Here is a 24,082-nt window from a genome sequence, read left to right as displayed (position 1 = left end):
GGACCTCAACGATCGGGAGTCGGGTTGGCCGACCGGGTGATCGGCGCACCGTGGAGGGCGGCCGTGGCACCGGCGCCGGCGACCACGGCGTTGGGATCCGCGCCGGCGAAGGTGGGCGCCGCGTTCGAATCGCTGTCGCTGGCGGCCTTGCGACGACCGGCGGTCGGCGCGGAGCGCGTCAGGTAGGAGAGGCCGCGCACGGTCTGGAACACGGCGACGCGGATGAACTCGATGACGCCGCGCGTGACGCCGATGTTCTTACGCCGCGAGGCCTGGAAGCGGCTCCATTCGTCGGAGTTCGCGAAGATGAGGTCGGCCACCATCTTGTACTGGCGCACGTCGTCCACCGAGAACTCCGACCCCAGGGCCATGCCGCCCTCGTCGCGCACGACGGAGCGGACGGTGAGCGGCAGCTCGTTGGACGGCAGCGGCGCCAGTGGCTGGAAGCGCATGATGATGCGCTCGCCCGCCTGGATGGAGCGCAACGCGTTGGCCGGCACCATGATGCGCGCGCCGTTGACCGACACGTCGTCGATGCGGGCGGGGATGACGCGGTCGCCGTAGATGATCTCGGCCGGCCGGTCGATCGCGACGCGCTGGGAGGAGCGCAGCTGCCGCCGCTCGGCCACCACGCCCAGCGCGGCGCCCATCAGCAGCATGTTGAAGAGGTTCCAGCCGCCCACCACCAGCGACACGCCCGATTCGGACGGGATCGCGACGATGCGCCAGACCATCGCCACCAGGCCGGCCGCGAGGATGAAGAAAATGATGTAGAACGGGCCGCCCAGCTCGGAAATTCGGCTGAACCGGGTCGTCTCGCCCTTCGACGTCACGCGGAAGCTCGGCGCCGTCGGGTTGATGAGCACGGCGAACAGCGCGCGCCCGAGATAGACCGACTGGATCGTCTCGTAGAGCTCGGAGATGAACGGCCACCGCACCCGGCTCCAGTTGTAGTTTTGGAGGAGGATGTTCACCAGAATGTAGGTGGTGGTGTAGGCGGCGAACTCGGAGCCCGACGCGTCGAAGATCGACAGGCCGAAGAAGAGGTAGGCGAGCGGGGCGAACAGGAAGGTCAGCCGCGCCAGCGGGAACAGCCAATAGAGGATCGAGGACAGGTAGGACAGGCGCTGCGGGATCGTCAGACCCGGCTTGAACAGCGGGTTGTTGAGCAGGAGGATCTGCAGCATCCCCTGACACCAGCGCGAGCGCTGACCGATGAAGTTGGCGAACGTCTCCGGCTGCAACCCGGCGATCATCGGCCGGTCGACATAGGCCGAGTTCCACCCGCGGGCGTGCAGCGCCAGCGCCGTCTCGGCGTCCTCGGTCACGGACATGCCGGAGAAGCCGCCGACCTCTTCCAGCGCCTCGCGGCGCAGGACCGCCGCCGAGCCGCAGAAGAACGAGGCGTTCCACTTGTCGAGACCCTTCTGGATGACGCCGTAGAACATCTCGTTCTCGGACGGCATGCGGTTCCAGGTTTCGAGGTTGTGCTCGAGCGGGTCCGGATTGATGAAGAAGTGCGGCGTCTGCACCAGGAAGAGCCGCGGATCGGTCGCGAAATAGCCGATCGTCTCGTTGAGGAAGTCGCGCGCCGGGGCGTGATCGGCGTCCAGCACCGCCACGAACTCCGAGGTGGAGTGGGCGAGGCCGTTGTTGAGGTTGCCGGCCTTGGCGTTGAGGTTCTGCGCGCGCGTCAGGTAGTTGACGCCGAGGTCGCGGCAGAGCTGCTGCAACGTGCGGCGACGCTCGGCCGCCTCCTGGGCCAGCTGCGGGTCGGCCGATTCAATGCGCTGGTCGGTGCCGCCGTCGTCCAGCAGATAGACGTTGAAGCGGTCCTGCGGATAGTCGATCTGCTTGGCGGCCGAGACGGTGATCGCCAGCAGCTCCGGCGACTCGTTATAGCTGGGGATAAAGATGTCGACCGTGGGGCGGACCGAATCGCGTGCCAGCGTGCGCCGCGGGCGGTTCAGCGGATCGGCGATCGTGAACAGCGACAGGAACAGCATGAACACCGAGTACATCTCGGCGAGATAGAGCGCGAAGCCCGGGATGAAGTTGGCCAGCTCGTCGACCGGGGGGATCGTCGACGTCGTGCGCCAGTAGACGTATCGCAGCACGACCGCGGTGCCGAGGGCGAGGACCACGGCGCGCAGCGTGCCGCGGCGGTCGAACATCTTGAGGATGGCGATGAGGATGATGATCACCATCGCCGTGACGAAGTGGGTCGTCAGGCTGACCGGCTGCGTTGCCAGGAAGACGATGATGGCCACCATCGCCAGCCAGAGCAGTAGTGTGAGAAATCTCATCGTCCGATCCCCTCGTCCCCGCGGCCGACCCACCCGTGACGGCCCGCGACCCGCCGACGCTTTTGCGATGCGCCCGATCGACGCAAGATGATTGCGGCGAGCGTGTCCATCTCTTTACCCCAAGGGTAGATAACGTGCAGTTCAATGGCGGCCGCACTGGCGGTCGGAGCCGAGGTGCGCTGGTCACCCAGGCCTTTGTGCGGCGCCATGTCCCCAGAGTCGCCCACTATTTAGCCGAAATCCGGACTGCGTATACCATAGTCACCGCCCACGTCTCTATAAGTGATTGAGCGCGTTCAGCCACCATGGTTAACCCTGGTGGGCATCGAGCGTGCCCATCGCGAATTAACGTTAACCCGCATCAAGGTTAACACACGCTCAACAACTTTTCTGCAGCCTCACGGTCAGAAGCCGGTTCGACGCGAATCGGTCCCCGCTGCGCCGTGCCCGTCCTCACCGGCGCGCGGGCAACGATAATGAGGCTGGATGCAATGTTCGTGACGTCGCGAAAGATGCATCAGGCGATCGCCGTCCTCGCGGCTGCGCTCGTCGGCGGATGCTCTTACAATCCCACTGGCGGCGTGGTGCGCAGCGCCTCGCTCAATCGTCAGATCGATATCAGCGAGGCGTTTATCACCCCGCCGCCCGGCGGACCCGCCGTGATCGCTGTTTTGGAAAACAGGTATGTCAACGGCCTAGCCCAGGACATCCTCCTAGAGGATGACAGCGGGGTCGCCGGGCAGAACGTCATCATCGTGCGCGCCTACGGTCCGATGGGGGCCGAGGCGGGTCGCGAGACCTTATCCACCGATATCATCGACCTCCATGATATCCGCAAGGAGATGCAGAGCCAGTTCCCGGGCGTGCACATGGAGGTCTCCGGCCTCTATGCGCAGAACCGCTACGGGCCGTTCTCCTACGCCACCGGGCGCGCCCGCACCGGCGCCAACTGCGTCTACGCCTGGCAGCGCATCGCCGCGGAGGCGCGGGTCTTCTCCGCCCAGCGCGGCGCCATCACCTGGCGCATGCGCGTGTGCGACAGGGGAACCGATACCCGCACGCTGCTGCTGCTCGCCTACGGGTTGACCATCAACGGCTACTTCCTGTCGCAGCGGTGGAATCCCTACGGCGATCCGCCGGAGCCCGACCCGCGCATCGGCCGGCCGGGCGAGACCATTCTGCCGCAGGTCGCGGTGGACCCGACGGTCGTCGCGCCGACGTCCTTCGGCCCGCGCCGGGAGACCACCATCGCCCGTCCGCGCAGACGCGCCGTCACGGTGACGGCGGTCGAGCCCGCCATCGCGCAGCCGACGGTGCTGAACCAGCCGATCGAGGGCGCCGCGATCGTCCCCCGGCCGGAGAACACCGACTTGTCCGAGCCGCGTGTCGAGAGTTCGAACCTGCCGGCCACGGGGCTGAGCACGCGCGGCGGATCGGTCGTCGTGCCGTCGGCCGGCGGTCGGGCCGGTCTCTCCAACACGCCGACCTCTCGGGTGCGGGTGATCCGCCCGACGAACTGAGGTTCGCCGCGCCGGCTCCGGCCGGCCGGCAACACCGGCCCTTTCGGGCCGCACCACCGACGGTCGCGGGGCGCCCCGCACGGGACCCCCGCGACCGGCATCCAACTGCCTCAACTTGCCCCGGCACCCTTCGCGGGTGGCGGGGCCTTTCTACGTCGTGGGGCGGGTCAGGCGGCGACGGGCAGTCCCAGCAGCGCTCGTGCCTCGCGCCAGGAGGCGACCGGCCGCTCGTACCGCTCGGCCAGCTCGACCGCCCGCTTCACCAGCGCCGCGTTCGACGGGGCGAGGGTGGCGCGGTCGAGGCGGATGTTGTCCTCCATGCCGGTGCGCGCGTGCCCGCCCGAGGCGATCGCCCACTCGTTGAGGACGATCTGGTTCGCGCCGATGCCGGCCGCGCACCAGGGCGCGTCCTCGCCGAAGAAGCGATGCACGGTGGCGATGTAGAAGTCGAACACCTCGCGGTCGACCGGCATGGCGTTCTTCACCCCCATGACGAACTGGACGTAGGGCGTGCCGGCGAGCTGCCCTTTGTCCTTCATCTCCTTGGCCTTGAAGATGTGGCTGAGATCGAAGGCCTCGATCTCGGGCTTGATGCCGTATTCGAGCATCTCGGCGGCCAGCCAGTCGACGAGGTCGGGCGGGTTCTCGTAGACGCGGGTGGGGAAGTTGTTGGAGCCGACCGAAAGCGAGGCCATGTCCGGTTTCAGCGGCAGCATACCGCCGCGCGTCTTCCCCGCGCCGGACCGGCCCCCGGTGGAAAACTGCACGATCATGCCGGGGCAGTGGGTCTCCAGGCCTTCTTTCAACCGGGCGAAGCGCTCCGGATCGGAGGTCGGGCTCTCGTCGTCGTTGCGCACGTGGGCGTGGACGATGGTGGCGCCGGCCTCGAAGGCCTCGTGGGTCGACTCGATCTGCTCGGCGACGCTGATCGGCACGGCGGGATTGTCGACCTTCTTGGGCAGGCTTCCGGTGATCGCCACGCAGATCATCACGGGCTTGGCCATGGTCTCTCCTCTCGGATTTGTCGTTCTTGCCTCGCTCTTACTTTGCCGGGACCGGGAGCCGAAGGGGGCGGCGGCGAAAAATCCGCCACGCGACCCAAAAGCCCGCGCGGTCCCGGCGACGGCAGCCGCCTTACCTGTGTGACGGGTGCCGTGATCCTGGGCACGCCGGCCGAGGCGGCGCCGGTGCGGCTGCCGCTAAGCGTCAGAAAGTTCACAAGAAAACATGATTCAAAACATTTATATTAAAGTCATACGCTTCCAATACTGGAGTGTAAATTCGGCGCAAGGCTTCGTCTGATTAGGCGTGATATGACGACCGTCCGTCGTCTATTTCCCCTGTCCTCGTGGGCGGGGTTTATTGACAAACGGTAATATGAAGTCTGAAAAATCTTGGCCATGACGGCGAGCAGTAGTTGTCAGCGGTCCATTGCCGCATTACTCTTCAGATGATGACAGACCTTGCGACCGACCAGACAGTGACGTCGAGCGACGGGGCGAGCCTCACACTCGCAGCCCGCGCGAAGGCCGTTCGCAAGGCCAAGGGGCTGACGATTCAACGCGTTGCCGAGCGGTCCGGCCTCGCGATCTCGACGATCTCGAAGATCGAGCGGAACCGCATGACCCCCACCTACGACTGCTTCCGCAAGCTCGCCCGCGGCCTCGAGGTCGACGTGACCGACCTGATCGAGACCAACGAATCGCGCCTGCGGGACGGGGCGGTCGCTGTCAGCCGCCGCGGTGAGGCCGAAATCACGATGCTGTCCGACGCGCTGCACGAAAAACTCTTCGCCCATGTGCCGGACAAGCGGATGACCCCCACCTTCGCCACGCTGAAGCCGCCCCGCAAAGGCGAATATCGCCGGCTGGAGGGCCACGGCGGGGAAGAGTTCGTCCTCGTCCTCAAGGGGACCGTCCGCGTCGACCTCGAGGATGCCGACCCGATCACCCTCGAAACCGGCGACAGCGTCTATCTCGACAGCCGCCGCGCCCACCACTACGAGGCGGCGGCCGGCCGCTCGGCGCGCATCCTGTGCGTCACATCCGGCACCGACGACGGCGACTTCGGCACCGACGCGGAAGGCTGACCCGCCACCCGCTCACCTCCGGCGAGCGGGAACACCGGCACCGCGAACGCGCCATCGCCGGCGACCAGACGGGCGGAAGCGTCCGTCCCGGCCAATGTCGTGCGCCGAGACCGACGACGGCCGCACCGGAACACAACGGCGCAAATCGAAGCCATTCGGCACCCACCGAAGCCATGCGGCGTCCAGCGGGGCCATGCGGCGTCCAGTGAGGCCATGCGGCGTCCAGCGGGGCCATTCGGCGTCCACCGGGGCCGTGCGGCGTCCAGCGAGGCCATGCGGCGCCCGCCGGTGCCAGGCGTCCAGCGAGGCCGGTCGCCCTTCACCGGAGGTCACCGGCGCCGGGTCCCTATGGGCGCGTGGCTGCTTGCAGTGCGGCGGCCAGGGCGGGGCGGGTGCGAGCGAAGACGGCGAGCGGCGTGCCGGACATCGCCGCCTCCCACGCCTCGCGCAGGGCGGCGACGCCGGCTCCCGGCCCGTCCGGGTGCGTCATGATCCCGCCGCCGGCCGCATAGATCAGGTCCGTGTTCTGCAACGACGCCCAGGTCGCCGGCACCTGCCGTGCCGTCTGCCCCGCCGACAGGACCGGCATCACCGCCATCGGCTTCTGCGCGAACAACGGTGCCTGGCAGGCGCGGGCGGACTGCACCACGCTGGCGTCGGGCTCGCACAGCGCGTTGCCGAACCCGTTGAGGTGCATCTGGTCGCAGCCCAGCAGACGCCAGAAGACCTGCCACGCCGGAAAGGCGATGCCGAGCATGGGGTGGCGGTCGTAGAGGCCCCAGCCGGCCCGGTCGCCGTGAATCGGCAGCTGGCTGTGCCGGCGCAACGCCTCCAGTCCGGCGAGGCCGACGGCGTTCAGGCTCACCATCAGGCAAGTCCCGCCGAGCTCCAGCACCAGGTCGTGCCGGGCCCGCATCTCGTCCACCGAGCCGGTGAGGTTGAAGGCGACCATCACGCGCCGACCGGTGCGCTGCGCGTGCTCGTCGACCACGTCCAGCACCGCCCGCACCCGCTCCTCGAACGGGCAGGACGGGCCATCCGCCTGCAGCGCGTCGTCCTTGATGAAGTCGACCCCGGCGCCGCACAAGAGGTGCGTCAGCGTCGCCGTCTGCGCCGGCGTATAGCCGACGGACGGCTTCACGATCGCCCCGATCAGCGGCCGGCCCTCCACCCCCGCCAGGCGCCGCGTTCCGGTGATGCCGAACGCGGGCCCCGGATAGGCGGCGGCGAACGCGCGCGGCAGGCGCAGCGCGGTCAGCTTGAGCCCGGCCGCCTCGGGCCGCTCGAAGAGGTTGCCGGCCACCGTCGTCATCAGGTTCGGCACCGACGCGCCGAGCGTCTCCAGCGGCCACGACAGCGTGAGGGCGGCGCGGCGGTGCGGCTCGCTCCGGCGGCCGGCGTGGGGCAGCGCCGGCGCCGCGACCGGCCCCAGATCCTCCAGCGCCTCGACCCGCGCCGCGGCGCGCGCCTCCCTGGCGGCCGCGTCGCCCAGCCCGGCAGCCGCGGCGAACGCGCCGCACGACTGCTCACGGGCCAGCGCGGCGGCGGCCTCCTGCAGCGGGTAGGCGGTGTCGAGGAGATAGTCCGCTTCGATGCGCGCCGTCATCATCCGTCCCAGATCGCGCGCCGGTCCGCCGGGTCGGCCCGCGCCCAATAGAATAGAGGGTCGTTCGGCTGGCGAACGGCCGGCGGACGCGGCGAACGCTCGCCGCACGTCGAGGCGCCGTAGCGACGCCGGACCGCTCCATCGCCGAAAACCGGCCCGCCGTCGAGTGCCGCGGCGCGATCCCGCCCGCTGTGGCTCGCCGGCGGCGACCCAGGCGGGCGGCGCGGGGTCAGTCCAACTCGGCCATCAGCCCGGCCATCAGGCGGGCGCGGCGGGCGAGGCTCTCCACCTCGATATATTCGTGCAGCGTGTGCACCATCTCGCCGTCGAGCCCGAGCCCGTCCAGCGTCGCCATCCCCAGCGCCCCGGTGAAGTTGGCGTCCGAGCCGCCGCCGGCACTGTCATGCGTCAGCTCGATACCCATCGTCGCCGCGATCCGCTTCGCCCGTTCGAAGAGCGCCAGCGTTCCCGCGCCCGGCTCCCACACCGGACGCACCACGCTGAGCGCGACCTCGAAGCCGCTGCCGTCCTCGTTGCGGTGGCTCATCCCCAGCATCCGCTCGATCCCGCGATCGAGATCGGCCTGGCGCTTGGCCATCGACAGCGCCTCGCCCCGGCACACGGTCGACACGCAGTTCACCCACTGGCCGCCGTGCACCACGCCGACCGAGTAGGTGCAGTCCGCGTCCGTCATCGCCTCGATCTGCGGGATGCGCTCGGCCATCTCCCGGATCGCCGAGCGCCCCTTCGACAGGCGGATCCCCGCGTGGCTCGCCACCCCGTGCGCGGCGAGGTGGTAGCGGGCGATCGCGTAGCGGCCGGTGCAGACCGCGGACGGCCCCATCAGCCCCGGCTCCGGCACCAGGACATATTTGTGCTTCGCCGCCTCCGCCTCGATCAGCGCGCGCGTGCCGGGAGTGCCGATCTCCTCGTCCGACGTCAGCAGCACGTGGATCGGCAGCGGCGTCTCGTGGCCGACCTCGGCGAGGGCGCGCGCCGCCTCGAGCGCGGCATAGGTGCCGCCCTTCATGTCGCACAGGCCCGGTCCGGTCGCGATGTCTCCCTCGCGGCGGAAGGGGAGCCGCTCCAGCGTCCCGTGCGGATGCACCGTGTCGAGGTGGGCCATCACCAGGACGCCGGGCGTGTCCGGCCGCGGGTGGGGGAAGACGGCGCGGGCGCAGTCGCCGAGGCCGGGCGGGCCGGGGATGTGTTCCACCCGCGCGCCCAGCTCGCGCAGCCGATCGCAGGCGATGCCCACCATGCGCGTCACCGCCGCCGGGTCGTAGGTCGGGCTCTCGCACTCGATCCAGGGGCGCAGGCCCTCCAGCATCGCGTCCGAAGAGAGGGGGAGGGTGTTGACGTCCATGGGCCGGTCCGCTCGCAGATCGAGGATCGGCGAAGCTGACACCATCGCGTCCGGCGTGTCGACGACGAAGGGCAAAGATGTCGCGCCGGGTGTGCGGCGGGGTTCCGGCGCGCGGAAGACGATGGGGGTGGACTACGCCGGCCCCCGTTCGCATCGTCACCGAAATAACGTCATGCGATTGGACACAGGTGGCATCATGGTCGACAAATGGAGCAGAATGTACGCGTACCGGTCGATCGCCGACTGGGCGCTCGACGGGTCGCCGGTGCCCCCGCCGCAGACGGTCAAGGTGCTGTGGCTGGATCGGATGCGTCAGGCCGCCGGCTCGACCGCCTTCGTCGAAACCGGGACGCTCGCCGGCACCACATCGGCGATGATGAGTTTTTGCGACGGTCTCGCGGTCCACACGATCGAGATCGACGAGCGCCAGTTCGTCCGCGCCAAGGAGAAGCTGGCGGAGCGGCCCAACGTGACCCAGCATCTCGGCAACTCGGCGGTGATTCTGCCCGAGCTGGTCCCCACTCTGCCGGACCGCACGCTCTTCTGGCTCGACGCGCACTGCTCGGGCGACCACACCGGCCAGGCGGAAACCAAGTCGGTGCTGACGCAGGAGGTGGCGCTGCTGACCACGGACCTCACGCGCGAGTTCGTCCTGGTGCTGGACGATGCGCGCTCCTTCAACGGCCGCGCCGGATACCCGCATTTGGACGACCTGTTGGCGAGCCTGCGCGGCCTGAGCGACACCTACGACGCGCGCACCGGCCACGACGCGGTCACCTATGCGCCGAAATCGGTCTGGGCCGCGTTCGACGCGGCGCAATACTCGGTGAACTCCGCGCCCTTCCTGGCGTGAGCGGGCCGCAGACCTAGCGGTAGGGCTCCACGGTGACGTCCTCGAGGCGGTAGCCGACGTCGGCGAGGATGGTCGCGACGGGGGTGGCACGCAGGGTGCCGGTCACCCACACCGGGTCGCCGACCTCCGGCGCGAGCTGCTGGTAGTCGACGTAGATGACCTGGTTGGGCGGCGGCGGCGGGACGTGCACGCAGGCGCCCAGCTCGGGCACCAGCAGGAACTGCCGCTCGTCCAGCTCGAAGCCGACCGGGCTCGCGTAGCCGGCGAGCCGCACGCGCTTGCCGTCGAGTTCGTCGCGCACGCGGCCGACGCGCGGCTGCATCTCGCGCATGTCGGACATGTCGAGGAAGAAGTTGGCGATGTCTTCGTCCGTCATGCCGTCCTCGAAGGTGTCTTTCGTGGGGGTGCCGAGGCGCGCCTCGGGCGGCACGTCGAGCTTGAAGTCGCCCGGAGCCCACAGGTCCGGGAAGGTGATCGCCTCCACGCCCTCGGCCAGCGGCGGCGTCACGGTCGCCTCCGGCAGGTCGTAACGCACCAGTTCGTGCGGGGCGCTGCCGTCGAAGAAGCCGGGAACCTCGGTAAAGCCGGTGGTGTCCTCGATGACGTTGCCGTCGGCGTCGACCAGCGGGGGCGGCGCTTCGTTCTGATCGTGGACGTAGATGGTGGCGCCGACTACGACGACGGCGATCAGCGCCACGACGAGGCCTCTCACAGCGATTGCGACCATATGCACCTCCGTCCCGTTCAGATGGGGGCGCGACGGGCGCGATGCACCGGCCGGCGACACGACGCGCCGTTCCGGTGCGACGCAGGCCGCTTCAGCCACGCACCAGCCGCACCTGATACCTCATTGTGTGGGTCACGCCAGTAGGTGGCCCGCGAGACGCGAACACGGTGCGCCCGCCCGCGAGGGCATGATGGCGGTGTACCGGTTGGTGTCGGATTGTGTTCCGCGGCTGTCGGCCGCGACTGGTATAGGGCAGCGTATCATGTCCGAAGATGTCCGTCTTCGTTTGCCACTCGGCGTTCCGAGCGGCCGGCGCGACGTGGATGCCTGCCTCCCCGAATGGAGGGCGGGATGACCACGCAGGGCCTGCACTCCTACTTGCGATCGGGCGGCCAGGGATCGGCGGCCGGCGTCGCCAAGCCGAGCGAGAACCGCGAGGCGTCGACTCCGCTCGCCTACGATGCGCCGCGGCCCGCGCCCTCCCTGCGCGGCCGGCCACAACCGGGCGCGTTCGAAATCGGCGCCGAGATCCTCAACAAACTCGACATCGCGGTCATCATGCTGACCGACGACGAGCATATCGCCTATGCCAACGAATGGGCCTGCAAGGCGGTGGGGCGGGACCTCGTCGACCGGCCGTTCGCCGAGCTCTGGGCCGAGGACGCCGACGACGTGCGCCTGACGCTGGCGGCCATCGCCGCGGCCGACGATTGGCGCAGCTTCTCCTTGACCCCGCGGCAGGCCGAGGGGGAAGGCTCCAACCTCGCATTGCGCGCCCGGCCGCTGGTGGTGCATCGCCCGCCGGTGCTGCCGCAGAGACACATCCTCGTCACCAGCGACGCGTTCGCCACCGCGCCGGCGCTGGCGTTGCCCGAGCCGCACCCGGACCTCGCCGCCGGTGACGAGCCGGATGCGCAGCGCGAGCTGATCCACCGGGTGAAGAACAACCTCGCCTTGCTGATGTCCCTGGTGCGAACCGCCCGGCGCAACGTGCAGGACGAGGAGGCGGACCAGGAGATCTCGGCCTTCGAGCGGCGCCTGATGTCGATCGCCGCGATGCACGACGTGCTCGACGCCCACCGCGAGACCACCTCGCTGCGGGCCGACGACCTGCTGTCGCGCGTTTGCGAGGGTCTGGAGGACGCGCTGGCGCCGGACGGGGTCGTGATCACCGCCGAGCTGGAGCCGCTCGAGGTGCCGGTGGCGCTCGGCTCGCCGATCGCGCTGATCGTCAACGAGCTCATTACCAACGCGCTCAAGCACGGCTTCCCGGCGGGGCGGCGGGGCGCGGTGCACGTGGTGCTGCGCCTGGCGTCGGACGAACGGCACGAGATCACCGTGTCGGACGACGGCGTCGGTGCGGCGGCGGCGGCCGGGGAGGAGCGGCGCGGCAGCCACGGGTCGGGCAGCAACATCGTCCGCGCGCTGGTGATGCAGCTGGGCGGCACGCTGCTGCCGCTGGAGCAGGCTGTCGGCACCGGCTGGGCGCTCCGCTTCACCGTGTGACACGCCGGAGCGGACGGCGCGCCCGAGCGGGCGGCATACCAAGCTCGCCGTGCACGGCAGTGGTTCACCTGGGGGCGAACCTTGCTTGCGCGGCGTCTGTCGAGGATGATGGGGCCGGTCGCGCAGCGACGCATCCGCCTCCTCCTCCACCGTCCGGCCCCGGCTTGGAAGTCCCATGCGCTCTTTCTACGCGGCCGAGACCGCGCATCACAGCCCGAAGTCCTTCATCCTGCGCGGCCGCATCGCGCAGAACGAGGAGCGGCCCGAACGGGCGGAACGCCTGCTGGCCGGTCTCTCCCGGCTGAACCTCACGGCCGAGGAGCCGCCCGTCGCCTCGCCGCTGACGCGCGCCGCCGTCCACTCGCCCCGCTACCTCGACTTTCTGGAGGGCGCGCACGCCGCCTGGCAGGCGCTCCCGAACGCCGGCGAAGAGGTGCTCGCCAACGCCCAGCCGCGCCTCGCCCATGCCTCGTATCCGACCGGGATCGTCGGCCGCGCCGGCTGGCATATGGGCGACGGGGCCGTCCCCATCGGCCCCGTCACCTGGGCGGCCGCCTGCCGTGCGGCCGACGGTGCGGTCGCGGCCGCGCAGGAGGTCGCCGCCACCGGCCGGCCCGCCTATGCGCTCGCCCGCCCGCCCGGCCATCACGCCGCGCGCGAGGTCGCCGGCGGGCATTGCTTCCTCAACAACGCCGCGATCGCCGCCGAGGCGCTGATCGCCGAGGGAGGCCGCCCCGCCATCCTCGACATCGACGTCCACCACGGCAACGGCACGCAGGCGATCACCTACGCCCGCGGCGACATCCTCTTCGTGTCGATCCACGCCGACCCGGCCTTCTTCTATCCCTGGTTCTGGGGCTACGCGCACGAGGCGGGCGTCGGCGACGGGGAGGGGGCGAACGTCAACCTGCCTCTCCCCATCGGTGCCGAGGATGCCGCCTGGCTGGACGCGATCGGCGTCGCGCTCGGGCGCATCGCCCGGTTCGGCGCCGACAACCTCGTCCTGTCGCTGGGGCTGGACATTCATGCCAGCGACCCGCTAGGCGGCATGAGCGTCACCACCGAGGGGATCGGCCGCGCGGGCGAGATGCTGGGGGCGGCACGGCTGCCGACCGCCATCATCCAGGAAGGCGGCTACCTTTCGGAGCCGCTGACCGACAACATCGCCGCCTTCCTCTCGGGCTTTCTCGGAGCCTCCGCATGAGCGCCGCGTCGACCGATATCGGCCCCGAAACGCGGGTCGCCCCTGCCGGCGCGCCGGTCTTCGCCGGCGATGCCCCCGTGCGCACCATCGCCGAGGACCGCGCCGTCACGACGATGACGTTCGACGCCCCGGCCGCCTTCGCCGGCGCGCGCGCGGGGCAGTTCCTGCTGGTCAGCTCCAACCGGGAGGGGGCGCCGCTGCTGGCACGGCCGATGAGCATCATCGCCACCGACCCGCTGACGATCTCCTTCGGCTACCAGGGCGAGGGGACGCGCCTGATCGCCGCCGCCGAGCCGGGCGAGGCGCTCCACCTCTTCGGCCCGCTCGGCCACCCGTTCGAGCCGCTCGGGCCGGACGCGCTGATCGTTGTCGAGGGGGCGCACTTCGGCACCATGCTGGCGCTCTGCCACGAGCGCAGAGCCGCCGGGGAGCGCACGCGCGTCGTCTTCGTCACCCGCCCGCCCGACGCGCCCGCCGGCCCCGTCACCGCCGGCGAGCAGGACGCGGCGCTGATCGCCATGTTCGAGCCGGTCGCAGAGGTGACGCGCCTCGCCGGAAGCGAGGTTGTCGCAGCGCTCGCCGCGGCGCGCCCCGCCGCCGTCGCCGCCGGGGCGTTCGACCATGTGATGGGCGAGGTCCAGGCGTGGTGCGAGCGCGAGGGCGTCCCCGGGTTCGCCGCGCTACAGGTGGCGATGCCGTGCGGGATCGGCGCCTGCAAGTCCTGCATCCGCAAGTTCCGCGACGAGCGCTACCACCTCGTCTGCGAAGGGCCGATCTTCCCGATCGCGGAGGTGGCGTTCCGATGAGTGCCTCGATGCCCGACCTCACGGTCCCCATCGGCGCGGTCACCTTGAAGAACCCGGTGATCCCCGCATCCGGCACCTTCGCCGCCTCCTACGGGCGGGTGTTCGACCTCGGCCGTCTCGGCGCGCTCGTCCCCAAGACGCTGATGCCCGGCTACCGCCCCGGCCACCCGCCCAACCGCCTGACCGAGACCGGCGGCGGGCTCCTCAATGCGGTCGGCATCCCGTCCGACGGGGTCGAGGCGTTCCTGACGAAGACGCTGCCGGCCTACCTGGGGTGGGGGACGCCGGTCATCGTCTCGATCTCGGCCGACACGGCGGCGGGCTTCGCCGAGCTGATCGCAGCGCTCGAGGGGACCGGGATCGACGCCATCGAGCTGAACCTTTCCTGCCCCAACCTCGAGGAAGGCGGCCGCTCCTTCGCGCTCGACCCCGCCGCGTCTGCCGAGGTGGTCGCCGCCTGCCGCGCGACGGCGCTCCCCCTGTGGGCCAAGCTCTCGCCCAACGCCGAGGACATCGCCGCGGTCGCCGCCGCCAGCGTCGAGGCCGGGGCCGACGCGCTGATCGTCGCCAACACGCTGACCGGGATCGCCTTCCGGCGTGACGGGCGGCCGGCGCTCGCCAACGTCACCGGTGGGCTCTCGGGCATGCCGGTGAAGCCGGTCAACCTGCGCTGCACCTACCAGGTGGCGCAGAAGCTGCCCGGCGTTCCGATCGTCGGCTGCGGCGGCATCGCCACGTTGCAGGACGCGCTCGACTACATGGCCGCCGGCGCCTCGGCGGTCGCGGTCGGATCGGCGACGTTCTCGCGCCCGCTCGCCATGCCGAACCTCATCGACGCGCTCGCCACCCATTGCACCGCCCGGGGGATCGCCGCGCGCGACCTCCCGCGCCGCGCCTGACCCTGCCGGACCATGACAGACACCCTCACCATCCGCCGCCCCGACGACTTCCACCTGCACCTGCGCGACGGGGCAATCCTCGACGCGGTCGCCACCGGCTCGCTCGACTTCGCCCGCGCGATCATCATGCCCAACCTGGTGCCGCCGGTGGTCAACGCCGCGATGGTGAGTGCCTACCGCGACCGCATCCTGGCCGCCGTCACCGCCGGCGCGCCGGACGCGCTGTTCGAGCCGCTGATGACGCTCTACCTCACCGACGAGACGACGCCCGAGACGATCGACGAGGTCGCCGGCGTCTGCACCGCGGCCAAGCTCTACCCCGCGCACGCCACCACCAACTCCGCGTCCGGCGTCAACGACGTCGCGGCGCTGACGCCGGTGCTGGAGCGGATGGCCGAGCGCGGCCTCGTCCTGTGCATCCACGGCGAGGTGACCGACCACGAGGTGGACATCTTCGACCGCGAGGCGGTGTTCCTGGAGCGCGTCCTCGCCCCGCTGCGCGCCCGCGTGCCGGACTTGAAGATCGTGCTGGAGCACCTGTCGACCCGCGCCGCGATCGACTTCGTGCGCGGCACCGAGGGCATGGCGGGCACCATCACCGCACACCACCTCGTGATCGACCGCAACGACCTGCTGGCCGGCGGGATCCGCCCGCACAACTACTGCCTCCCCATTGTCAAGCGCCGCGAGGACCGCGAGGCGCTTGTCGCCGCGGCCACGGGGGACGATCCGTCGTTCTTCTTCGGCTCGGATTCGGCGCCGCACACGGACCCCAGGAAGCTCGGCCCCTGCGGTGCGGCAGGGTGCTTCACGGCGCCGGTCGCCCTCGCCATCCTGGCGCACCTCTTCGAGGCGGTCGGCGCGCTCGACAAGCTGGAGGCGTTCGTGTCCGACCAGGGCGCAGCCTTCTACGGGCTGGCACCCAACCCCGACACCGTGACACTCACCCGCGGCGCACCGGTTCCGCTCGACCCGATCGTGACCGCCGACGGGCCGGTGACGCTCTTCAACCCCGGATTCGACATCACCTGGCGGGTCGAGGGTTCGCCCGCACTGCCCGGCCGCTGATTCCACCCGCCCGCTGACAACGAGAGAGACCGACAATGACCGCCGCCACCATCCTGCCCCGCGAGGACGTCGCGCGAATTACCGCCCGCGCGCTGCTCGAGGTGCAGGCCGTGCATCTGCGTCCCGAAGAGCCGTTCACCTACACCTCGGGCCTGAAGTCGCCGGTCTATGTCGACTGCCGCAAGCTGATCGCCTACCCGCGTTTGCGCGCCACCTTGATGCAGCTCGCCGTCGGATCGCTGGCGCGCGACGTCGGGCTGGAGCGGTTCGACGCGGTGGCCGGCGGCGAGACGGCCGGCATCCCCTTCGCGGCCTGGATCGCCGACCTGATGGCGCTGCCGATGCAATATGTGCGCAAGGCCCCCAAGGGGTTCGGCCGCAACGCGCAGATCGAGGGAGCCTTCCGGGAGGGCCAGCGCACGCTCCTCGTGGAGGATCTCGCCACGGACGGCGGCAGCAAGGTCCGCTTCGCCGAGGCATTGCGCGGGGCGGGCGCGGAGGTGGCGCACTGCTTCGTCGTCTTCCATCACGACATCTTCCCCGGCTCCAGCGACGCCCTCGGCCGCCACGGCATGACGCTGCACGCACTCGCCCGGTGGAGCGACGTGATGCGCGTCGCCGCCGACGACCGGTCGCTCGACCGCGGCGCCCTTGCCGAGGTGGAGAAGTTCCTGCGCTCCCCGCTCGCCTGGAGCGCGGCGCACGGCGGGGTCGACCGGCTCGACGTCTGACTGCGCCGGGACCGCCGCGGCCGCTCGGGCTCCACGAGGAACCAGGCTGGCCGTGCCCTGGTCGCGGGGCGGGGGAGCCCGTGCCGTGCGGGATGGGGTGGCGTCAGGAGCCCTCTGGGCGGGAGAGGGCGGCGTTGGCGAGGTCGCGCCGGCCGGTGTCGCGGCGCTCCTCGATGATGCTGTGCGCGGCGTCGCGCGGGAAGCCGATCGCCACCAGCGTCTCCTCGCCCATCTGCAACGACGCCTCGAACGCCTCCAGCACCACCTCGTCGGCGCCCAGCGCGTAGAGCTCGGAGGCGTTGGACGTGTCGCGCGCGCGCACGATGACCGGCACCGTCAGCCCGGCCTGGCGCAGGTGGCGCACGGCGTCGGCGTTGGCGGCGGGACTGTCCATGGTGAGGATGATCGCCCGCGCGGTGGAGACGTGCGCGTTCTGCAGCACGTCGAGCCGGCGCACGTCGCCGAAATAGACCGGCAGGTCCTTAGAACGGGCCTGCGTCACCGCGCGCGAGTTCATCTCCAGCGCCAGATAGGGGATGCGGTGTGCGTCGAGCAGGGCGCCGATGGAGCGGCCGATGCGCCCGAACCCGGCGATGATGACGTGGTCGTCCGGCGCGCCGGTGCCCAGGCTCGCCGCGCTCGGCACCGCCTCCCGATTGGTGCTGACGAGTCGCTCGGTGAGGCGGTGGATGAGGCCGGAGGACGCCGTCGTCAGCGCCATCGCCACGCCCGCCGACACCACCAGCAGCTTGGCCACGTCCGACGGGACGACGCCGAGCGTGTAGGCGAGCGACAGCCCCACCAGCGAGAACTCGCCGATCTGCGCCAGCATCAGCCCGCTCTCCACCGCGACGGCCAGCGGCTGGCGGAAGGCCAGTGCCAGGACGGTGATGATGACGGCCTTGATCAGCGAGACCACGGTGATGATCGCCAGTAAGGTCAGCGGCTGCTCGAGGACGACGCCGGGGTCGATCGTCATGCCGACCGACAGGAAGAAGAGGCCCAGCAGCAAGCCCTTGAACGGCGCGATCTCGACCTCGAGCTGGTGCGAGAACTCGGTGTCGGCGAACACCAGGCCGGCGAGGAAAGCCCCCAGCGCCATCGACAGGCCGGCCATCGAGGTCAGCTCCGCCGTCGCCAGGATGACGAGGAGCGCGGCGGCGGTGAACATGTCCCGATCCTGCCGCGCCCCGGTGAAGCGCAGCACCGGGGCGAGGACGCGCCGGCCCGCCAGCAGGATCGCGGTGATCATCGCCGCCGCCAGCGCCAGGCTCTTGGCGAGGTGCATGAGGACGGAGGTGTCGCCCGCCCCGGCCATCGAGCCGATGACGAGGAGCACCGGCACCACGGCGATATCCTGCATCAGAAGGATCGAGAACATCACCTGGCCGGAGGGCGAGGCGAGCCGGCCGGCGCCGATGAGAAGCTGCACCACGATCGCGGTGGAGGACAGCGCCAGCGCCGCGCCGACCGCGACCGCCGGTTCCAGCTGCAACCCCGCGGCGAGGCCCGCTCCCGTCAGCGCCACCGCGGTGACGACGACCTGCAACCCGCCGAGCCCGAACACCAGCCGCCGCATCGCCCACAACCGCGGCGCCGACAGCTCCAGCCCGATCAGGAAGAGCAGGAAGACCACGCCCAGCTCGGCGATTTGCCGCACACCCTCGGTGTCGGTGATGGTGAACAGGGCCAACGGCACGCCGAAGATATCGTCCGTCAGGTGGATGATGCCGTAGGGGCCCACCGCGATGCCGGCGATCAGGTAGCCGAGGATGGTGTTGATGCCGAACCGCTGAAGGATCGGAACGACGATCCCCGCCGAAACCAGGAAGATCGTGGCTTCCTTGATGTACGGCACGGTGTGAGACGCTTCGCCTTCCATCCGCAATCCTGGTCTCGATCCGATGTCATTGGTATCTTTACGTCATCGATGCCGCGTTTGTCCCACTTTGTCGGGCGGATGGCGTGAAACGTTGATGTGACCTCTCGGTCACGGCGGGCGGCCGAATGGGCGCGCGGCGGCCGGCGCCGCTTTATCCGCCCGGTCCCTTGGTCTATCGCGACGAACCCGATCCACCGCGATCCGAAGAGAGGCAGAGGCCGCATGTGGCGCAGCTGAGCGGACGGAACGAACGGCACGAACGGCGATACCACCATATCCCCCGCGGGCTTCTGCACCTGCGCCCCGCTCTCTACATCGCGAGCTACTTCGGCATCGTGCTTTCGCTCGCGATGGTGGTGCCCGCGCTCGTCGACCTCGCCGACGGGGAGGCGAGCTGGAGCGTCTTCGCCGTGTCGGCATGCGGTGTGTTCTGCGTCTCGGTGCTGGGGGTCGTGTCCCTGCGCGAGAACGTGCCGAGCTTCACCCCGCGCTTCGGCTTCCTGCTGACCAGTGTGATCTGGGTGACGTCGACCGTGATCGCGGCGATCCCCTTCTGGCTGTCCTCGCTGCCGATCACCCCGGCGGCCGGCTTCTTCGAGGCGGCGAGCGGGCTGACGACGACCGGCGCGACGGTGCTCTCCGAACTCGACGCGATGCAGCGCTCCTTCCTGCTGTGGCGGGCGATGTTGCAGTGGCTGGGCGGCATCGGCATCGTCGCCATCGGGCTCTTCCTGTTCCCGTTCCTGCGGATCGGCGGCATGCAGGTCTTCCGCACCGAGAACTCCGACCGGTCGGACAAGGCGTTGCCCCGGCTGGTCTCGGTGACGCGTGCACTGTGCTTCATCTACGTGTTCATCTCGGTCGCCTGCGCGATCGTCTATGCCGCGCTCGGCATGAGCGTGTTCGACGCGATCTGCCACGCGATGACGACCATTTCGACGGGCGGCTTCTCCAACCACGACCGCTCTTTCGGCTTCTTCGAGGATTCGCGGCTCCTGTGGGCGGCGGTGTTCTTCATGATCGTCGGCGCGCTGCCCTTCGTGGTCTACGTCGAGGCGCTGGTGCGCGGGCGGCTCAACCTGTGGCACGACTGGCAGGTGCGCACCTTCATTATCGGCGTCTTCGCCGTGACGGTCTGCCTGACGATCTGGCTCGACCAGACCCGCAACATCGACGTCGCCGACGCGTTCACGCAGGCCGCCTTCAACGTCGTCTCCATCGTCACGACCACGGGCTTCGCCTCCGACGACTATGCGGTGTGGGGCCCGTTCGCGTTCGGCGTCTTCTATATTCTGACGTTCATCGGCGGCTGCTCGGGGTCGACGACCGGCGGTATCAAGGTTTACCGCTTCATCATCGTGTTTCAGGCGCTGCGGCGCGCGTTCACGCGGCTGGTCTATCCGCATGCGATGCAGCCGCTACGCTTCGGCGACCGGATCATCGAACAGGATGTGTTCGACTCCGTCGTCATCTACTTCATCGCATTCTTTTTGGTGTACGGACTGACCATCCTCGCCCTCTCCCTCGCGGGCCAGGACTTCATCACGGCGTTGACCGGCGCCCAGACAGCGCTCACAAACGTGGGACCGGGTCTCGGCGAGACGATCGGACCGGCCGGCAATTTCTCGCCGCTGGGCGAGTTCGAGCTGTGGCTCCTGTCGTTCGTCATGCTACTCGGCCGGCTCGAGATCATGACCGTGCTGATTTTGTTTACGCCGGTGTTTTGGAGGGACTGATGTCTGACGAATGGGCTCTGGCCACCCGCCTGGTGCACGAAGGCGGCATGCGCTCCCAGTTCGGCGAGACCTCCGAGGCGATGTTCCTGACCCAGGGGTTCGTCTACGACAGCGCCGAGGAGGCCGCCGCCCGCTTTGCCGGCGAGGCGGAGGGCTACGTCTATTCGCGCTACGGCAACCCGACCGTCACGATGTTCGAGCGCCGCATGGCCGCGCTGGAGGGGGCCGAGGCCTGCCGCGGCACCACGTCCGGGATGGCGGCCGTCACCGCCGCGCTGACGGCCGCGTTGAAGGCGGGCGATCACATCGTCGCCGCCGGCGCGCTGTTCGGCGGCTGTCGCTACATCGTCGAGACCTACCTGCCGCGCTTCGGCGTGGAGTCGACGCTGGTCGACGGGGAGGACCTGTCCGCCTGGGAGGCGGCGGTGAAGCCCAATACCAAGGCCTTCTTCATGGAGAGCCCCACCAACCCGACGCTCGCGCTGGTGGACATCGCCGGGGTCGCCGCGATCCGCGACGCCAAGGCGCCCGAGGCCAAGGTCGTCGTCGACAACGTGTTCGCGACGCCGCTGTGGCAGAGCCCGCTGAAGCTGGGGGCCGACATCGTCGTCTACTCGGCCACCAAGCACATCGACGGGCAGGGACGCTGCCTGGGCGGCGCGATCCTCGGCCGGGACGCGTGGATCAAGGACAACCTCGACATCATCCTGCGCCAGACCGGGCCGTCGCTGAGCCCGTTCAACGCCTGGGTGCTGCTGAAGTCGCTCGAGACGCTGCCGCTGCGGATCCGCACCCAGACCGCGACCGCGGGGGTGCTGGCCGACGCGCTGGCGACCCACAAGATGGTCAAGCGCGTGATCTATCCGGGGCGGGACGACCACCCGCAGGCCGAGCTCGCCAAGCGGCAGATGGCGGCAGGGTCGACCCTGCTCGCCTTCTCGGTCGACGGCGGCCGCGAGGAGGCGTTCCGTGTCGCCAACGCGCTCGAGCTGGTGAAGCTGTCCAACAACCTCGGTGACGCCAAGAGCCTTTTGACCCACCCGGCGACCACCACGCACAAGAACCTCGCGCCCGAAGCGCGGGCGGCGCTGGGGATCGACGACGGCCTGCTGCGCCTGTCGGTGGGGCTGGAAGATCCGGGTGACCTCGTCGCCGACCTCACCCGGGCGCTCGATCAAGCGGCGGGCCGCACGCCGATGCGCCAGGCCGGCGAGTAGAGACGGGCGCGCGGCGCCGGAAGGCGCGGCGGATGGCCTCAGGGGTGCGGCGTCGTCCCTTCGGCGGCGTGCCGCCCTCCCGCGCCGGCCGGCGGCAGGCGGCCGAACGCCGCTTTCGCCCTCGTTTCAAGCCTTTCGCGATGCCTGCGCGGGGCGGTCGGCACGCTGTCGCGGGCCTGGCTCGAAGATGGCGCCGCCTTCACAATGGCGAATCGGAACTCTATCTGAACGAGGTGCCGGCCCCACCGGGGGCGGTTCGACAACGTCCGACGGAGGGACGGAACTCGCCGCCGGCGCGTCGGGCCGGCAAGGAGAGCGCGGTCACGCGCTCGCGTAGGATACCTTGATGACCGCGACTGTGCGCTACTTCGGCTGGCCCCTCGGGCTGACTATCCTCGGGCTCATCCTCGCCTTCGCGGTCGGGTACGCCACCAAGGGGACGTTCGCCGGGGGCCTGTCGTTCCTCGCCGTCGGCATCGTGCTCGCCGCTCTCGAAATCTCCCTCTCCTTCGACAACGCCATCGTCAACGCCAACAAGCTGAAGACGATGGACCCCAAGTGGCAACACCGCTTCCTCACCTGGGGCATCGTCATCGCCGTCTTCGGCATGCGCATCATCTTCCCGCTGGCGGTCGTCGCCATCGCCGCGCACATCGGCCCGATCCAGGCCATCGTCCTCGCCGCATCGCAGCCCGAGGAATATGCCGCGATCATGAACGACGCGCATCTCGCCATCGCGGCCTTCGGCGGCACCTTCCTGATGATGGTGGCGCTCACCTACTTCATCGACGAGGAGAAAGAGGTCGACTGGGTGCATGCGGTCGAGCACCGGCTGCGCCGCTGTGCCTCCGTGCGCGGGCTGGAGATGGCTTTCGTCCTCCTCCTCGCGCTCCTGATCTCCGAAGCGCAGCCCGAAGCCGAAGAGATGACCTTCCTCTTCAGCGCCGTGTGCGGCCTCGTCACCTTCTCCGCGGTCGACATTCTGGGCCGCCTGCTGGACCAGAGCAACGAGGTCGCCGGTGTGGCGGCCAAGGGCGGCTTCGGTGCCTTCCTCTACCTCGAGGTGCTCGACGCCTCCTTCTCGTTCGACGGCGTGGTCGGTGCCTTCGCGCTGACGCAGAACCTCTTCCTCATCGCCATCGGCCTCGGTATCGGCGCGCTCTACGTCCGCTCGATGACGATCATGCTGGTGGAGCGCGGCACCCTCGCCCAGTTCCGCTATCTGGAGCACGGCGCATTCTACTCGATCCTGGTGCTGTCGGTGATCATGTACGCGCAGTCGATGGTGCATGTGCCGGAGCTGGTGACGGGGCTCCTCGGCGCCTCGCTGATCATCCTGGCGCTCTGGTCCTCCGTCCAGTACAACAAGCGCGCCCAGATCCAGGACAGCAGCCACGCTTAACAGCTTCTGCTGACCCCCGCGGCCCGCGGCCCGCGCCGGGCGTCCTCGCCCGGGCGGACGGTGTCCGTGGTCGTGCCCGCCTTCCAGCCGCGCCGGAGCCAACTTCGCACGTGCTCATGACCGACGATCCCTACGCCAAGCACCTCGCTTTCCTGGACTATCAACGCGCTCGCCCCGAGCCCGTGCGCGCGCCGGTCATCGAGATCGTGCCGGACGCGACGGTGACGGGGGTCGGCGACGTTGTGAAGAGCCCGCAGGGTGTGTCGATCCAGGACAGCGGCGTGTACCATGCCGACGATGCCCTGTGCGGCCTCTCCCTGCACCGCGCCAGCAATATCCCGGAAGACAACATCGCCCCCGATCCGCTCCCGTCGGAGCGGCGCGCCCGTGGCGATGTCGTTCCAGGCCGGCATCTGTTCGGCGGCATCATCGGCCCGCACTTCGGCCACTACCTGGTCGAGAGCCTGGGCCGGCTGTGGGCGGTCGACCATCTGAAGGGCGAGTTCGACTCGCTGGTCTTCATCCGCACCCACGGCCCCAAGCGTACCCCGTTCGCCGATTTCGGCCAGGACGTGCTCGCCGCGCTCGGGCTGGACCTGCCGGTGCACACCGTCGTCCGTCCCACCCGGTTCGCCGAGCTGGTGGTGCCGAGCCAGCTCTTCGGGTTTCATCTGCGCGCCGGGCACCCACTCTTCCATGCCTTCGTCCACCGCCGGCTGCGCGCGATCTCCGGTGCCGGGGAGGGGGCGCGCCGCCTCTACGTCTCACGCCGGCAGTATGGCGACACGCCCGGCGAGGAGGCACTCGAAACCCTGCTCGCGGGGCACGGCTACCGCATCATCCAGCCCGAGTCGCTGTCCTTCGCCGAGCAGATCGCCGCCTACAACGCGGCCGATACGGTGCTGCTGGCGGAGGGGTCGGCCGTGCATGTGCTGGCCATGGTGGCACGGGCGGACCAGCGGGTCGGCGTCGTACAGCGGCGGCCGGGTGTGTTCGCCGGCGGGATGGACCACCTGCGCGGCTTCTCCGGGCGCGCCGGCGTGCTGATCGCCAGCCAGCCGGTGGAGAGCGTGGCCGACCGCCTGGCCCAGAACGGGTTCCTCGCCAACTAGCGGCGGGCCGTGGGCCTTGCTGTCGGGCCGTGGCGCGATAGTTTGGCAAGGG

General features: G+C 69.8%; 19 protein-coding genes. 13 read left to right on the top strand and 6 right to left on the bottom strand.

All coding sequences use genetic code 11. The features are described 5' to 3' along the window. Positions 1-5: 5 nt before the first annotated feature. Positions 6-2,306: a UDP-forming cellulose synthase catalytic subunit gene (bcsA, locus tag MRB58_RS07280; RefSeq protein WP_244781062.1), complete on the bottom strand. Its 2,301-nt coding sequence runs from the start codon at positions 2,304-2,306 to the stop codon at positions 6-8. A 497-nt stretch (positions 2,307-2,803) separates the two neighbouring features. Here bcsA and bcsN point away from each other — a divergent pair, with 497 nt between their 5' ends. Then, the gene (bcsN, locus tag MRB58_RS07275) at positions 2,804-3,826 is read left to right on the top strand and encodes a cellulose biosynthesis protein BcsN (RefSeq protein WP_244781061.1); all 1,023 of its coding nucleotides are present in this window, start codon (positions 2,804-2,806) and stop codon (positions 3,824-3,826) included. A 167-nt stretch (positions 3,827-3,993) separates the two neighbouring features. On the opposite strand, the gene MRB58_RS07270 is transcribed toward bcsN, so the two are convergent. Continuing rightward, a complete protein-coding gene (locus MRB58_RS07270; RefSeq protein WP_244781060.1) occupies positions 3,994-4,830 on the bottom strand; it encodes a 3-keto-5-aminohexanoate cleavage protein in 837 nt (278 codons plus the stop codon). Between the two features lie 446 nt (positions 4,831-5,276). Between MRB58_RS07270 and MRB58_RS07265 the strand changes: the two genes are divergently transcribed. Further along, positions 5,277-5,915 (top strand): helix-turn-helix domain-containing protein, encoded by a 639-nt coding sequence (locus MRB58_RS07265; RefSeq protein ID WP_244781059.1) that lies wholly within the window; start codon positions 5,277-5,279, stop codon positions 5,913-5,915. Between the two features lie 346 nt (positions 5,916-6,261). Here the strand turns inward: MRB58_RS07265 and MRB58_RS07260 are convergent, their stop codons facing one another. Continuing rightward, positions 6,262-7,524 (bottom strand): RuBisCO large subunit C-terminal-like domain-containing protein, encoded by a 1,263-nt coding sequence (locus MRB58_RS07260; RefSeq protein WP_371747245.1) that lies wholly within the window; start codon positions 7,522-7,524, stop codon positions 6,262-6,264. A gap of 226 nt (positions 7,525-7,750) precedes the next feature. Further along, complete coding sequence (locus MRB58_RS07255) at positions 7,751-8,887, bottom strand: M20/M25/M40 family metallo-hydrolase (RefSeq protein WP_244781920.1); 1,137 nt, start codon at positions 8,885-8,887, stop codon at positions 7,751-7,753. A gap of 196 nt (positions 8,888-9,083) precedes the next feature. On the opposite strand from MRB58_RS07255, the gene MRB58_RS07250 reads away from it, so the two are divergent. Further along, the gene (locus MRB58_RS07250) at positions 9,084-9,740 is read left to right on the top strand and encodes a hypothetical protein (protein ID WP_244781058.1); all 657 of its coding nucleotides are present in this window, start codon (positions 9,084-9,086) and stop codon (positions 9,738-9,740) included. 13 nt (positions 9,741-9,753) lie between these two features. Here MRB58_RS07250 and MRB58_RS07245 read toward each other — a convergent pair whose 3' ends face one another. Next, a complete protein-coding gene (locus MRB58_RS07245; RefSeq protein WP_244781057.1) occupies positions 9,754-10,467 on the bottom strand; it encodes a DUF3299 domain-containing protein in 714 nt (237 codons plus the stop codon). Between the two features lie 351 nt (positions 10,468-10,818). Between MRB58_RS07245 and MRB58_RS07240 the strand changes: the two genes are divergently transcribed. From MRB58_RS07240 to MRB58_RS07215, 6 genes are all read left to right on the top strand, one after another. Then, a complete protein-coding gene (locus MRB58_RS07240; RefSeq protein WP_244781056.1) occupies positions 10,819-11,973 on the top strand; it encodes a sensor histidine kinase in 1,155 nt (384 codons plus the stop codon). A 175-nt stretch (positions 11,974-12,148) separates the two neighbouring features. After that, entirely contained in the window at positions 12,149-13,177 is a 1,029-nt protein-coding gene (locus MRB58_RS07235; protein ID WP_244781055.1) for a histone deacetylase family protein, read from the top strand. Further along, positions 13,174-13,983, top strand: coding sequence for a hypothetical protein (locus tag MRB58_RS07230; protein ID WP_244781054.1), 810 nt, complete (start codon positions 13,174-13,176; stop codon positions 13,981-13,983). Before MRB58_RS07235 ends, MRB58_RS07230 begins: the two co-directional genes overlap by 4 nt. Before the next feature lie 8 nt (positions 13,984-13,991). Beyond that, entirely contained in the window at positions 13,992-14,882 is an 891-nt protein-coding gene (locus tag MRB58_RS07225; protein WP_244781052.1) for a dihydroorotate dehydrogenase, read from the top strand. A gap of 12 nt (positions 14,883-14,894) precedes the next feature. Further along, positions 14,895-15,950 (top strand): dihydroorotase, encoded by a 1,056-nt coding sequence (pyrC, locus tag MRB58_RS07220; protein ID WP_244781051.1) that lies wholly within the window; start codon positions 14,895-14,897, stop codon positions 15,948-15,950. A gap of 35 nt (positions 15,951-15,985) precedes the next feature. Beyond that, positions 15,986-16,681, top strand: a complete 696-nt coding sequence (locus tag MRB58_RS07215; protein ID WP_244781050.1) for an orotate phosphoribosyltransferase — start codon at positions 15,986-15,988, stop codon at positions 16,679-16,681. Between the two features lie 103 nt (positions 16,682-16,784). Here MRB58_RS07215 and MRB58_RS07210 read toward each other — a convergent pair whose 3' ends face one another. Continuing rightward, complete coding sequence (locus tag MRB58_RS07210; RefSeq protein ID WP_244781049.1) at positions 16,785-18,563, bottom strand: cation:proton antiporter; 1,779 nt, start codon at positions 18,561-18,563, stop codon at positions 16,785-16,787. Between the two features lie 224 nt (positions 18,564-18,787). Between MRB58_RS07210 and MRB58_RS07205 the strand changes: the two genes are divergently transcribed. The 4 genes from MRB58_RS07205 (at position 18,788) to MRB58_RS07190 (ending at position 24,030) form a co-directional block, all read left to right on the top strand. Then, the gene (locus MRB58_RS07205; protein ID WP_244781047.1) at positions 18,788-20,299 is read left to right on the top strand and encodes a TrkH family potassium uptake protein; all 1,512 of its coding nucleotides are present in this window, start codon (positions 18,788-18,790) and stop codon (positions 20,297-20,299) included. Beyond that, entirely contained in the window at positions 20,299-21,516 is a 1,218-nt protein-coding gene (metZ, locus tag MRB58_RS07200; RefSeq protein ID WP_244781046.1) for an O-succinylhomoserine sulfhydrylase, read from the top strand. The genes MRB58_RS07205 and metZ overlap by 1 nt, the downstream gene beginning before the upstream one ends. Positions 21,517-21,862: 346 nt before the next feature. Then, complete coding sequence (locus MRB58_RS07195) at positions 21,863-22,918, top strand: DUF475 domain-containing protein (protein ID WP_244781045.1); 1,056 nt, start codon at positions 21,863-21,865, stop codon at positions 22,916-22,918. 116 nt (positions 22,919-23,034) lie between these two features. After that, the gene (locus MRB58_RS07190) at positions 23,035-24,030 is read left to right on the top strand and encodes a DUF563 domain-containing protein (RefSeq protein WP_244781919.1); all 996 of its coding nucleotides are present in this window, start codon (positions 23,035-23,037) and stop codon (positions 24,028-24,030) included. Positions 24,031-24,082 lie beyond the last annotated feature (52 nt).

Source organism: Acuticoccus sp. I52.16.1 (genome assembly GCF_022865125.1).
In the GTDB taxonomy this organism is placed as follows: Bacteria; Pseudomonadota; Alphaproteobacteria; order Rhizobiales; family Amorphaceae; genus Acuticoccus.
The sequence above is the reverse complement of the archived record's forward strand: the minus strand, read 5'-3'. Positions and strand labels throughout refer to the sequence as shown.

Coding starts and splice junctions, on each gene's coding strand:
- MRB58_RS07270 (WP_244781060.1), bottom strand. CDS start 4,830: ATGGCCAAGCCCGTGATGATCTGCGTGGCGATCACCGGAAGCCTGCCC.
- metZ (WP_244781046.1), top strand. CDS start 20,299: ATGTCTGACGAATGGGCTCTGGCCACCCGCCTGGTGCACGAAGGCGGC.
- pyrC (WP_244781051.1), top strand. CDS start 14,895: ATGACAGACACCCTCACCATCCGCCGCCCCGACGACTTCCACCTGCAC.
- MRB58_RS07215 (WP_244781050.1), top strand. CDS start 15,986: ATGACCGCCGCCACCATCCTGCCCCGCGAGGACGTCGCGCGAATTACC.
- MRB58_RS07210 (WP_244781049.1), bottom strand. CDS start 18,563: ATGGAAGGCGAAGCGTCTCACACCGTGCCGTACATCAAGGAAGCCACG.
- MRB58_RS07255 (WP_244781920.1), bottom strand. CDS start 8,887: ATGGACGTCAACACCCTCCCCCTCTCTTCGGACGCGATGCTGGAGGGC.
- MRB58_RS07190 (WP_244781919.1), top strand. CDS start 23,035: ATGACCGACGATCCCTACGCCAAGCACCTCGCTTTCCTGGACTATCAA.
- MRB58_RS07225 (WP_244781052.1), top strand. CDS start 13,992: ATGCCCGACCTCACGGTCCCCATCGGCGCGGTCACCTTGAAGAACCCG.
- bcsA (WP_244781062.1), bottom strand. CDS start 2,306: ATGAGATTTCTCACACTACTGCTCTGGCTGGCGATGGTGGCCATCATC.
- MRB58_RS07245 (WP_244781057.1), bottom strand. CDS start 10,467: ATGGTCGCAATCGCTGTGAGAGGCCTCGTCGTGGCGCTGATCGCCGTC.
- MRB58_RS07250 (WP_244781058.1), top strand. CDS start 9,084: ATGGTCGACAAATGGAGCAGAATGTACGCGTACCGGTCGATCGCCGAC.
- MRB58_RS07235 (WP_244781055.1), top strand. CDS start 12,149: ATGCGCTCTTTCTACGCGGCCGAGACCGCGCATCACAGCCCGAAGTCC.
- MRB58_RS07265 (WP_244781059.1), top strand. CDS start 5,277: ATGATGACAGACCTTGCGACCGACCAGACAGTGACGTCGAGCGACGGG.
- MRB58_RS07260 (WP_371747245.1), bottom strand. CDS start 7,524: ATGATGACGGCGCGCATCGAAGCGGACTATCTCCTCGACACCGCCTAC.
- MRB58_RS07240 (WP_244781056.1), top strand. CDS start 10,819: ATGACCACGCAGGGCCTGCACTCCTACTTGCGATCGGGCGGCCAGGGA.
- MRB58_RS07230 (WP_244781054.1), top strand. CDS start 13,174: ATGAGCGCCGCGTCGACCGATATCGGCCCCGAAACGCGGGTCGCCCCT.
- MRB58_RS07195 (WP_244781045.1), top strand. CDS start 21,863: ATGACCGCGACTGTGCGCTACTTCGGCTGGCCCCTCGGGCTGACTATC.